The organism is Kribbella sp. NPDC048837 (assembly GCF_055586945.1).
In genome coordinates this window covers 1,405,045-1,416,237 of the sequence record NZ_JBVJHF010000001.1, presented here as the reverse complement: position 1 = coordinate 1,416,237, position 11,193 = coordinate 1,405,045, and the positions used below count along the sequence as shown (strand labels likewise).

At 70.2% G+C, this 11,193-nt stretch carries 8 protein-coding genes and 1 pseudogene; 2 read left to right on the top strand and 7 right to left on the bottom strand.

Annotated elements, in window-relative coordinates; all coding sequences use genetic code 11:
- Positions 1 to 2 precede the first annotated feature (2 nt).
- Positions 3 to 1,250, bottom strand: coding sequence for an AfsR/SARP family transcriptional regulator (locus tag ACZ6O0_RS06520; RefSeq protein WP_465763793.1), 1,248 nt, complete (start codon positions 1,248 to 1,250; stop codon positions 3 to 5).
- Between the two features lie 52 nt (positions 1,251 to 1,302).
- Positions 1,303 to 1,947, bottom strand: a complete 645-nt coding sequence (locus ACZ6O0_RS06515; protein WP_465764069.1) for an HAD family hydrolase — start codon at positions 1,945 to 1,947, stop codon at positions 1,303 to 1,305.
- A gap of 57 nt (positions 1,948 to 2,004) precedes the next feature.
- Between ACZ6O0_RS06515 and ACZ6O0_RS06510 the strand changes: the two genes are divergently transcribed.
- Positions 2,005 to 3,060, top strand: a complete 1,056-nt coding sequence (locus ACZ6O0_RS06510; RefSeq protein WP_465763792.1) for a mandelate racemase/muconate lactonizing enzyme family protein — start codon at positions 2,005 to 2,007, stop codon at positions 3,058 to 3,060.
- Positions 3,061 to 3,261: 201 nt separating this feature from the next.
- Here the strand turns inward: ACZ6O0_RS06510 and ACZ6O0_RS06505 are convergent.
- The 4 genes and pseudogenes from ACZ6O0_RS06505 to ACZ6O0_RS06490 all read right to left on the bottom strand — a co-directional run.
- Positions 3,262 to 3,576, bottom strand: a pseudogene (locus ACZ6O0_RS06505) (VOC family protein); the annotation flags it as partial.
- Between the two features lie 20 nt (positions 3,577 to 3,596).
- Positions 3,597 to 5,303, bottom strand: a complete 1,707-nt coding sequence (locus ACZ6O0_RS06500) for an MOSC domain-containing protein (protein ID WP_465763791.1) — start codon at positions 5,301 to 5,303, stop codon at positions 3,597 to 3,599.
- The gene (locus ACZ6O0_RS06495) at positions 5,300 to 6,157 is read right to left on the bottom strand and encodes a DUF427 domain-containing protein (RefSeq protein ID WP_465763790.1); all 858 of its coding nucleotides are present in this window, start codon (positions 6,155 to 6,157) and stop codon (positions 5,300 to 5,302) included. The genes ACZ6O0_RS06500 and ACZ6O0_RS06495 overlap by 4 nt, the downstream gene beginning before the upstream one ends.
- An 18-nt stretch (positions 6,158 to 6,175) precedes the next feature.
- Positions 6,176 to 6,796: an SDR family oxidoreductase gene (locus tag ACZ6O0_RS06490; protein WP_465763789.1), complete on the bottom strand. Its 621-nt coding sequence runs from the start codon at positions 6,794 to 6,796 to the stop codon at positions 6,176 to 6,178.
- A gap of 167 nt (positions 6,797 to 6,963) precedes the next feature.
- On the opposite strand from ACZ6O0_RS06490, the gene ACZ6O0_RS06485 reads away from it, so the two are divergent.
- Positions 6,964 to 9,711: a helix-turn-helix transcriptional regulator gene (locus tag ACZ6O0_RS06485; protein WP_465763788.1), complete on the top strand. Its 2,748-nt coding sequence runs from the start codon at positions 6,964 to 6,966 to the stop codon at positions 9,709 to 9,711.
- On the opposite strand, the gene ACZ6O0_RS06480 is transcribed toward ACZ6O0_RS06485, so the two are convergent.
- Positions 9,708 to 11,159 carry a sulfatase family protein gene (locus ACZ6O0_RS06480; RefSeq protein WP_465763787.1) on the bottom strand — a complete coding sequence of 484 codons (1,452 nt, stop codon included), beginning with the start codon at positions 11,157 to 11,159 and terminating at the stop codon, positions 9,708 to 9,710. The genes ACZ6O0_RS06485 and ACZ6O0_RS06480 overlap by 4 nt on opposite strands.
- Positions 11,160 to 11,193 lie beyond the last annotated feature (34 nt).

Below are 11,193 nucleotides of genomic sequence, written 5' to 3'. Positions count from 1 at the left end.
GTTCAGCCCTCGGTCCCGGCCGGGTCCAGTCCGTAGTCGGCGCGCAGCCGGCGTACTTCGGACTGGGCCGCCGGCCAGAGCGGGGACGTCGGGGAGAGCAGGGTCAGTTGGCGTTCCCACGCGGCCAGGTCGTTGACTCCGGCGTACGAGCGGGTCCAGGCCGCGACCAGGTCGACGTCGTACGTCTGCAGGACGGCGGCCCGGATCCGGTTCTCGAGGCGGTTCCGGGAGGCGACCACGCCGGGTGCGTCGGACTGTGGCAGCAACGGGCCCGCATAGCGGCGCAGGGCCGACGACAGCAGGTGTGAGTCGAGGTCGTCGGCGGTCTCGAGCCAGTCCGCGGCGATGTCCGGGTGCAGGCGGTACGGACGCGATTCGAGGATGTCGGCACCGAGCAGCGCGCGGAGGCGGGTGACCTCACCGCGCAGTGAGGATCGGTGGTCGTCTGCGCCGTACAGCGCGTCCGAAAGCTCTTCGGCGCTGAGGCCCTCGGGGTGCTCGGCCAGGAGGACGACGATGTCGCTGTGCCGCCGGCTGAGCCGGAGGTCCCGGCCGTCGATGCGTACGGCGGCATCCGGCCGGCCCAGCGCGGAGATCCGCATGCGGCGGGTCGAGTCGCTCATGACCTTGCGGAGGGTCATCAGCCGGCCCAGTTCGGCCTCGGCCATCCGGGCGGCGGCCCGCACCATCACGAGGGATTGGGGTGAGCTGGCGTCGGCGGTGCCGGTGATGTCGACGACCCCGAGCACCCGCTGGGTCTCCGGGTCGTAGATGGGCGCGGCGGCACAGGACCACGGCTGCACGAGCAGGGTGAAGTGCTCCGCGGACCGGATCTGCACCGGTCCGGCCACCTCCAGCGAGGTGCCGAGGGCGTTGGTGCCGACCTGTCGCTCCGCCCACCAGGCGCCTTCGGCGAAGTGGATGCCGTCCGCGGCGCGCAGGACGGTGGGACGTCCGCACACCCACAGCAACCGGCCGTCACTGTCGCCGACGGCCATCACGAAGTCGCTGTCCTCGGCGGCGCGGCCGAGGACGTCGTACAGCATCGGGAAGACTGCGGAGAGTGGATGTTCGGCCCGGTACGCCGCCAGTTCGTCGGCCTCGAACGCGAACGGAGCCGCCGCGTCGGACTGGAGCCCGGCGGCGATCGACCGCCCCCACGAGGCCGCGACCAGCCCCCGCACGTTCCGGCCCCCACCTTCGAGGAACTCCTCGTGTCGGCGGTGCAGCCACCGGTCGACGGAATCCACCCCTCCAGGGAACTGCCGAACCCCCCGAAAGTCCAGCCCTGCCCCGCCGGGCTCAGGTGAGCAGGTCGAGAGCCTCGGTGATGGAGTCGGTGACGGGGGCGCCGGTGGACTGGAGGGCGGCGTGGTTCATGGCGCCGGTGGAGACGAGGATGCAGTCGGCGCCGGCGGCTCGGGCGGCCATGGCGTCGTCGACGACGTCGCCGATCAGCACGACCTCGGCGGGGTCGAGGTTCTGGGCCTCCAGGTGCTGGATCAGGCTGTCCGCCTTGGAGCCGCCACCGACCTCGGCGGCCAGGCCGTCGATACGGGTGAAGTACCGGGTGAGGCCGAACTGCTCGATGGTCGGGGTGAGCCGGCTGTGGAACCACATCGACAGCAGCGATTGAGTACGCCCGCTGTCGGTCCACTGCCGCAGGACGTCCGGCACTCCGGCCGCGAGACCACAGCTGTGCAGGAGAGCGTCGTACCGCTCGTGGTAGAGCTTGTCGACGCGCGCCCACTCCTCGTCGTCGAGTGCCCGGGCCAGGATCTGTTCGTACGACAGCCGCATCGGCCGCGCGTACGCCGTCTGCCACTCGGCCCAGGTCAGATCCGCCCGGCCGAACCCGGCGCACACCTCGTTGACTGCCGCGAGCACGATCCGGTTGTCGTCCAGCAACGTCCCGTTCCAGTCCCACACCACATGCGAAGCCGTCATCACGCGCGCCACTCTAGACGGGAGGTCCGACCCACCGCCGCCGGATATCGTTGAGCGATGACTCTCTCGCGGCATGTGATCACCTCTGTCACGACGGCTGAGATCGGGTACCGGTATCTCCGGCCGGTGGGGCGCAACTCGTTCCGGGGCGAGCACGGGAGCGGCGGGACGACGACGGTGTACGTCGTGGAGACGGATCGCGGCGCCCATGGGTGGGGGCTGCCCCTCCGGCACGGGGATCCGGCGCCGCTGGTCGGACGGAACCTGACTGAGTTGATCGATCCGGAGCGCGGCGTGATCGATCCGGCGGCCGAGTTCCTCGACTATCCGCTGCACGATCTGGCGGCGCGGATCCTGGAGGTCCCGGTCTACGCGATGCTCGGGTCCGCGGGCACGCCCGAGGTGCGGTGCTACAGCGGCGGCATCTACTTCGACGACCTCGAGGGCGGGATCGACGCGGTCCGCGCGAACCTCCACCAGGACAACGAATTCGGGTTCCGCGACTTCAAGCTGAAGATCGGACGGGGCTATCGGTGGATGGATCCGCAGGCCGGGCTCGCGCGGGACATCGAGGTGACCCGGCTGGCCCGCGAGCTGTATCCGGACGCCGAAGTCCTGGTGGACGCGAACGACGGCTTCTCGGTGAACACGTTGCTGGCCTATCTCGAGGCGGTCGAGGACTGCGGGCTCTACTGGATCGAGGAGCCGTTCGCCGAGCGCTGGGAGGACTTCCGGTTCCTGCGTGAGCGCCTCGGCAAGGGCGGGACGAAGATCGCCGACGGCGAGTTCGACCCCGACGAGGAGTACATCGTGAAGCTCGCTCAGGAAGGGCTGCTGGACGTGGCGTTGATGGACGTCACCGGCCACGGCCTGACTGCCTGGCGGCGGACGATGCCACGCCTCGTCGAGGCGTCCACCGAAGCGTCCCCGCACGCCTGGGGCCTGCCGCTCAAGACCTTGTACGCCGCTCACCTGGCCGCCGGGCTCGGCAACATCCCGATCGTCGAAGGCATCCCCGGCCACACCGAGGGCACCGACGGCGACGGCTACACCCTGGCCGACGGGTACGTCGCCCTCTCGGAGCAGCCGGGGTTCGGTATCAAGTTGCCGTAGCCAACGTCTGCTCGATGGCGTGCCCGGAAGCGCTCCAGGTCGAGTCCCAAGGTCGAGGCGTAGGACAGGACGTCGTCGAGTTCGAGGTTGTTCTGGTTGAGCAGCAGCAGGTCGTGCATCTCCCAGAACTGTCCTTGCCGGCCAGGTGTTGCCGTCCGGGTCCGCGAAGTCGGCCAGGCTCGCGTACGCGCGGCGCTCCGGATCGGGTCCGGGGGCGTACTCACCGGCCCACTCGGCGACCGGCGACTTGTGCCGGATGTCGCCGACCTTGATGCCGCGGGCAACCAATTCGCCGTGGACGGCGGCGAGATCCTCGACGACCAGGTAGTTGGCCCGCGCCGACCCCGGGGCCGCGTCGGTCAGCCCGTCGCCGAACTGGATCGAGCAGGCCGACCCGGGCGGGGTCAGCTGGACGACGCGGAAACCGTCGCGCGGGTGATAGTCGACGTCGAGGTGGAAGCCGAGCGAGGTGTAGAAGGCCAGCGCGGTGTCGACATCGCGGACGGCCAGAGTCATGACTTCGAGCTTGAGATCCATCACATGTCCAGAACTAGATCGGTGGTCGGGCGGGCACAGCAGATGAGGATCTGACCGCCCGGAGGCGGCTCGAGCGGGCTGGGGGAGTAGCTGATCTCTCCGGACAGCAACGGCGTCACGCACGTCTGGCAGACGCCGGTCCGGCAGCTGAAGCGCGTCGGGACGTCGCACGCATCGGCCAGGTCGAGCAGACTGCCGTCGCCGAAGCGCGTCGAGATCCCGCTGCGCGCGAAGGTCACCAGCGGTCCGTTGCCCGGAGTGTCAGGTTGGTGAGGCGGACGCACGGTGTGGTCGACGATGCCCGGGTTGGTCGACGGCAACGCACTGAACAGCTCGGTGTGCACCCGCTGGATGCCCACCGCCGTCAGCGCCTCGCGCATGTCCGTCATGAAGCCGACCGGACCGCAGATGTACGCCGACGCATCCGCAGGGAGCTCCAGGTCGACCAGCTTGTCCTTGGTGAGTCGCCTACCAGAGCTGTAGTAGATGTGTTCATGCGCGTGCGGCAGCGTCCCCAGCACTTCGTGGGCCTCAGCGGCCAACGCGTGTTCCGCCGGTCCGCGAGCGGTGTGGATCCACCACACGTCGCGCGTACTGCGCTGTGCCGCCAGCGAATGCAGCATCGCCATCACCGGAGTGACCCCGATGCCGGCCGACACGAGCACGACCGGCTCGGTGCCGTCCTCGAGCACGAACTCACCGCGCGGCGCGGCTACCTCGAGTACGGCGCCCACCGCCAGCCGGCTGGTCAGGTAGCCGCTGGCGATCCCGTGCGGCTCGTGCTTGACGCTGATCCGGTAGCTGCCGGTCCCGGGGGAGGAGGACAGCGAGTAGCTGCGCACCGGGACCGGCTGACCGGCGTCCGGCAACCGGAACGTCAGGTACTGACCGGGCTGGGCCGCCGGCAGGTCCATACCGTCGACGGCTGCCAAGCGGATCGACGACACGGTCGGGGTCTCGGAGACCACATCGGTCACCCGCAACGGACGGAAGCCGTCCCAGGCAGGTGGTGCCGCGGCTGTCGTTCCTCCCGCCGTGAAGGTGCCCGCGCCGGTCGCGTCGGCCTCCAGGAGTTCACGGAACGACCCCTGCCAGCCCGGACTCAGCGCCGGGATCTCCAGCGCCCGGCGTACCGCGTCGAGATCACGATGCGGGAGATAGAGCAGTGCGTCGATGTCGGAGACGCTCAACGCGCCCGGACCGGTTCTCGTCTTGACGATCGCGTCACCGGCTTCGACGTGTCCTTCGGTGATCACCCGGAAGTAGAACCCCGGCCGGTGATGGGCGACGAGCAGCGCCGGCAGCTCCGGCTCGCCCATCCGCAGACCGACCCGGTAGCAGGTGACCCGCGGCTGCGTCACCTCGAACTCGGCCTCACCGATCCGGTACCGGTCGCCGATGCACACCTCGTCGTCCGGCAACCCGTCCACCGTCAGGTTCTCCCCGAACTGTCCGTAGACGAAGTCGTCCCGGCCGAAGTGCTGTTCCCAGTGCCGGTACGAGTCGATCTGGTACACGAACACCGCCCGCTGCTCACCCCCGTGGCCCGCGGTGTCACCCTGGCCGTCCCCGTCGAGGTTCAGCCGCCGGGCCATCACCGGTCCGTCGACCTGCTCCTTCCAGACGCCGGTGAAGACGGTCTTGCCGTTCCACGAGACGTTCTTCGGCAGGCCGACGTTCACGGACAGCAAAGTGGCACTGGTCATCCGGACAGCTCCTCCACGGTCAGATCACGGTCGATGCCGTGCGAGATCACACTCTGACCAGGTTCCTGCCGCAGCCGCCGTCCGTCGAGTTCCACCTCGATCTTGTCCGGCTCGAACGAGACCATGCCGGAGATCCGGCGTACCTCGGTCCAGGCGTCCTCGTAACCCCACGCCGCCCCGCGCGCGTCGCCGATGTCCCAGTAGCTGCACAGTCCCTTGTACGGACAGAACGTCTGGCCCTCGGCCGGAGTCAGCGCGTCCTCGTCCACGTCCTCGCGCGGCACGTACCAGCGGGGCGCGAACCCCGATTCGTAGAGCACCAGCGGGCGTGAGGAGTCCGCAACGACCCGGTCGCCGTCGCGGACGACGAGATGACGGCTGGTCTGCCGGATGTCGATCCGGTGGTAGGCGTCGGCGGCATGGCCGACGATCCGCTCGTCCTCCTCGTAGAACGCGTCCATCGCCCGCCACGCGAACGCGACTCGTCCCTTCAGCTCACCGGCGTGGTCCGGCAGCGCGGTGTGCTGCCAGGCCGCGCGGGCCTTGCGGCTCTCACCGGCGGTCACCGTGTACCACGTGGTCTCGCCGAGATCGCGGTGGCGCGTGGTGTGCTCCGCGGCCTCGAGTACGTCGGCCACGACGTCACCCAGCGGGAAGTACGCCACCGGATACCGCGCGGGCTCGTGCAGCAGTACGACGTCCTCACTGTCGGCGATCCAGGTGTCGCCGAACCGGACCCGCATCCGCCTGCGCAGTGGCTCGGCGAACAGCAGCCGCTCGGGCAACGGCTCCGGAACCAGGAACTTGCCGATCCCGCCGGTGGCGAGCGGCCCTTGCTGCCAGGACAGACCCATGACTCGGTTCCTCTCAACTCAGTGGTTCGCCGCCGGATTGCGGGAGCTCATCTCGCGGAAGTACTCCGCCTTGCCTTCGTCGCCGAACGCGTCCCACGCGCCGGTGTCGATCACCCCGGGCGAGACGGCGTTCACCCGGATCGGTGCGAGCTCCAGCGCGAGCGACCGCGCCAGTACGTCGGCCGCGCCGTTGGTGATCGCGACCGCCAGGGTGCCGACCGCGATCTTGGCCGCGGCGACGCCGGAGAAGAGCGTGATCGAGCCGCCCTCGGTGATCCGCGGCGCGAGGTGCTTGGCCAGCATCAGCGGGCCGATCACCTTGGTGTCGAAGGCCAGCCGGACCGCGTCCCGGTCCAGGTCGGCGATCCGGCCGCGGGCCCGGGCCGACGCGGTCGAGACGATGTGGTCCAGGCTGCCGAGCCGTTCACCGAGCGCGGCGATCGAGGCCTCGTCGGTGAGGTCGACGGACTCGGTGGTGATCCCCGGCTCGTCGGCGTACGTCTCGGCGAGCTTCTCCTGGTTCCGGTCCGCGGTGACGACCTGTGCCCCGGCCTCGCGCGCGGCCAGCGTCACCGCCCGCCCGATCCCGCCGCCGCGGCCGACGACGAGCACGGTCTTGTCCTTGAGCGTTCCGGTCATGAAGCGGTCCTTCCGAGGCTCGGGCGATTACGGAACCCGAACGGCTGCACCGGGTGTCCGGGGCGGCCGACGAGCACCAGATGAGCGTGCGCCGGCGCCTGATGGGTTCGCATCCGCCAGTGGCTGGCCACCTCCGCCAGCCACTGGCCAAGCGTTAGCGTGAGCACGTGCATGGGCCTGCGGATCTGCTCGGTTGGCGGCGTGCGCCGGAACTGACTGGCCGCCATCTGGAGTGCGACGTCCTCGACCAGGTGATCGGGTCGGTCCGGTCGGGCGAGAGCCAGGCGCTGGTGCTCCACGGCGAGGCCGGGGTCGGCAAGACCGCACTGCTGGACCACTTGGCCGCGCGGGCGGAGGGCATCCAGGTGACGCGGGTGTCCGCTGTCCAGTCCGAGATGGAACTGGCGTTCGCCGGCCTGCACCAGTTGTGTGCGCCGGCGCTGGACCGCCTCGGGCGGCTGCCCGCGCCACAGTGTGAGGCACTGCGGACAGTGTTCGGGATCAGCGCCGGACCGCCGCCGGACATGTTCCTGATCGGCCTGTCGGTGCTGAGCCTGCTGTCCGAGGCCGCGGAGCGGCAGCCGCTGGTGTGTCTGGTCGACGACCAGCAGTGGCTCGATCGGTGCTCGGCGCAGATCCTCGCCTTCGTGGCGCGCCGGCTGGGGGCCGAGTCGGTCGGGTTGATCTTCGCGACCCGGAACGTCGGCGACGTCCTCGCGGGAGTGCCCGAACTCCCGGTCACCGGTCTGCGTGACGCCGATGCCCGGCTGCTGCTGGACGCCGTACTCACCGGACCGATCGACGCGCAGGTGCGGGACCAGTTGGTGGCCGAGGCGCATGGCAATCCGCTCGCGTTGCTGGAGCTACCGCGCGGCTTGAGTCCCGCGCAGCTGGCCGGCGGGTTCGGACTGCCCGGTCTCGGCACCATCGAGGAGAGCTTCGTACGCCGGGTCGCCGCCATGCCGGACGAGACCCGCCGGCTCCTGGTGCTCGCCGCGGCCGACCCGTCCGGCGATGACGCCTTGGTACGCCGTGCCGCCGAGCGGCTCGGGATCCATCCGGACGCGGCCGCACCGGCCGACGACGCGGGACTGGCGGAGTTCGCGCCCCGGATCCGGTTCCGGCATCCGCTGGTGCGGTCGGCGGCGTACCGCTCGGCGTCGGCCGCGGAACGACGTCAGGTGCACCAGGTGCTGGCCGAGGTGACCGACGCTGAGGTCGATCCGGACCGGCGCGCATGGCACCGGGCCCAGGCCGCGGCGGGGCCGGACGAGGAGGTCGCCGAGGAACTCGAGCAGTCGGCCGGGAGAGCGCGCGCCCGCAGTGGGTACGCCGCGACGGCTGCGTTCTTCCAACGCTCGGCCGCTCTGACCGTCGACCCGGCGAAGCGTGCGGCTCGAGCGCTCGCGGCGGCCCAGGCCGAGATGCAGGCCGGTGCCTTCGACTCGGCGGCCGAGCTGCTCGTCATGGCCGAGTCGGGGCAGCTCACGGAGTTGCAGCGTGCCCGCGTCGAGCTCGTCCGCGCCCAGCTCGCGTTCGTCACCAACCGGGGCAACGACGCGCCGCAGCTGATGCTCAAGGCGGCCAAGCGACTCGAGTCCGTCGACGTGGGGTTGTCGCGGGCGACGTACCTGGAGGCCTTGTCGGCCGCGATCTTCGCCAGCAGTCTGGCCACGCCGGGCGGTGACGTGGTCGCCGTGGCGCGTGAGGCCGCCGCTGCACCGCGACCTGCGGTAGAGCGCTCGTCGGATCTGCTACTGGACGGGAGCGCGCTGTACTACCGGGACGGGTACGCGGCGGGCGCACCGCTGTTGCACAAGGCGCTGGCCGAGTTCGGCACCGGCGTGTCCGTCGAGGAGGAGCTGCAGCTGCTGTGGATGGCGACGACGACGTCGCTGCGACTCTGGGACGCGGATCGCTGGGAGCAGCTGTCCCGGCGGCACCTTCAGCTCGCCCGCGAGACCGGAGTGCTGAGCAATGTCGCGCTTGCACTGACATCGCTCGCCTATGTCTCCGTGTTCGCGGGTGACCTGGCCGCAGCGGCGACGTTGACCGATGAGGTTCAGGCAGCCAACGAGGTGACCGGCGGCAAGCTGGCGCCGTACGGCCGGCTGGTGCTGGCGGCCTTCAGTGGTGATCGGGCCGAGACTCTCGCACTGGTCGAGGCGACCAAGCAGGACGGGACCCGGCGCGGTGAGGGGATCGGGATCGCGTTCGCCGAGTGGGCGAGCGCCTTACTCGACAACGGGCTCGGCCGCTACCAGGACGCGGCCGACGCGGCCGCACGTGCGGGTGCGGATCCGCGGGACGCGCTGTCGATGATGCTGGTGCCGAGTGAGCTGGTCGAGGCCGCGGTGCGGACCGGGGCGATCGACACCGCGCACCGCGCCGGCCAGGCGCTCCGCGAGATGGCCACGGCGACCGGCACGGACTGGGCTCTCGGGGTGCACGCCCGCTGCCAGGCGCTGCTCAGTGCCGGTGAGACCGCCGAGCGCCTCTACCGGGAGGCGATCGCGCACCTGGAGAAGACCCGGCTCAAGGTCGACCTCGCCCGTGCCCACCTGCTCTACGGTGAGTGGCTCCGTCGGGAGCGACGCCGTACGGACGCCCGCGAGTACCTCCGGACGGCGTACTCCAGCTTCGAGTCGATGGGCATGGCCGGTTTCGCCGACCGCGCCCGCCGCGAACTGCAGGCCGCCGGCGGCACCGCCCGCAAGCGCGTCGTCCCGGCCCAGAGCGAGCTCACCGCCCAGGAAGCGCAGATCGCCCGGATGGCCCGCGACGGCCTGTCCAACCCCGAGATCGCCACCCGCCTCTTCATCAGCGCCCGCACAGTCCAGTACCACCTCCGCAAGGTCTTCCCGAAACTCGGAATCACCTCCCGCAGCCAACTGGACCAAGTCCTACCGCGTTAGCTCCACGGCCACACCGGATGCGGCGTCGACGGGCCGGCGTACGGCGTGTCCGCGTAGTGCCGCTGCAGCTCGGCAAGCTGGTCGGTCAACGCCGCACGGGTCTCGGCGTACGCCGGATCGTCCGCAACGTTGACCAGCTCCGCCGGATCGGAGCGCAGGTCGTACAGCTCCCACTCCGCATCGAAGATCCGCTCCGACGACCCCGGCACGCCGAGGCCCGCGCCGTAGTAGTGGATGAGCTTGAACTCCTTCGTGCGTACGCCGTAGTGCGCCGGAGCGTGGTGACTGGGGTCGTCGTGCTCCCAGTACCGGTAGTAGATCGCGGACGGCCAGTCCGGGACGTCCGCTCCGCGCAGCAACGGCAGGAAGCTCCGGCCCTGTGACGTCGGCAGAGCGACCGCGGGGTCCAGCCCGGCCAGGTCGAGGAACGTCGCGGCGAAGTCCACGTTGGTCACCATCGCGTCGCAGCTGCTGCCGGGCGGGATCTCCGACGGCCAGCGGATCATCATCGGCATCTGCAGGGACTCGTCGAACATCAGCCGCTTGTCGTACCACCCGTGGTCGCCGAGGAAGAACCCCTGGTCGGAGGTGTACACGACGACCGTGTCGTCGCGGAGCCCCTCGTCATCCAATGCGTCGAGCAACCGGCCGACGTTGTCGTCGATCGACTGCACGCACTGCAGGTAGTCCCGTAGGTAGCGCTGGTAGTTCCACCGCATCCGCGCATCCCGGTTCTCCGGGCCGCGCAGCTCGGCCGGCAGCTGCTCGCCGAGCTCGTCCGCACCGAGGTCGTCCGCCACCGACATCCGCACGGCCCGGACCGCCTGGCTCCGGGTGGAGTAGTCGTCGAGCAGTGTGGCCGGCTCCGGGATCGATCCGACCGGGTAGAGGTGCTTGTGCTTCTCGTCCGGCACCCATGGCCGGTGCGGCGCCTTGTGGTGAACGAGCAGCAGGAACGGCCGGTCCGGATCGCGCTGCCGGATCCAGTCGATGCTCTGATCGGTGACGATGTCCGTCGCGTAGCCGGACACGGTCCCGGCGCCGTCCGGTCCGATCATCAGCGGATCGACATAGTCCCCTTGACCGGGGAAGACCCGCCAGGAGTCGAAGTGCCGCGGCGCCGACTCCGGCCGCTCACCCAGGTGCCACTTGCCGAACAGCGCGGTCTGGTAGCCGACGCCTTTCAGTACCTCCGTGAACGTCGGCACCCGGTAGTCGATCTCGGTGTAGATCGACGCCACCCCGTTGACGTGGCTGTAGGTGCCGGTGAGGATCGACGCCCGCGACGGCGAGCAGATCGAGTTCGTGCAGTACGTCGCATCCATCCGCACCCCGTCCCGGGCCAGCCGGTCCAGGTGTGGGGTGCTGTTGACCTTGCTCCCGTACGCCGAGATCGCGTGCGCGGCGTGGTCGTCGGACAGGACGAAGACGATGTTCGGACCAGGCATCACCTCACCCTAGCGGGAAGGTGTCCAGCATGGG

Bases quoted from the DNA above. Each gene is read 5' to 3' on its own strand.
- ACZ6O0_RS06515 (WP_465764069.1), bottom strand. From the start codon at position 1,947: ATGACGGCTTCGCATGTGGTGTGGGACTGGAACGGGACGTTGCTGGAC.
- ACZ6O0_RS06510 (WP_465763792.1), top strand. From the start codon at position 2,005: ATGACTCTCTCGCGGCATGTGATCACCTCTGTCACGACGGCTGAGATC.
- ACZ6O0_RS06500 (WP_465763791.1), bottom strand. From the start codon at position 5,303: ATGACCAGTGCCACTTTGCTGTCCGTGAACGTCGGCCTGCCGAAGAAC.
- ACZ6O0_RS06495 (WP_465763790.1), bottom strand. From the start codon at position 6,157: ATGGGTCTGTCCTGGCAGCAAGGGCCGCTCGCCACCGGCGGGATCGGC.
- ACZ6O0_RS06490 (WP_465763789.1), bottom strand. From the start codon at position 6,796: ATGACCGGAACGCTCAAGGACAAGACCGTGCTCGTCGTCGGCCGCGGC.
- ACZ6O0_RS06480 (WP_465763787.1), bottom strand. From the start codon at position 11,159: ATGCCTGGTCCGAACATCGTCTTCGTCCTGTCCGACGACCACGCCGCG.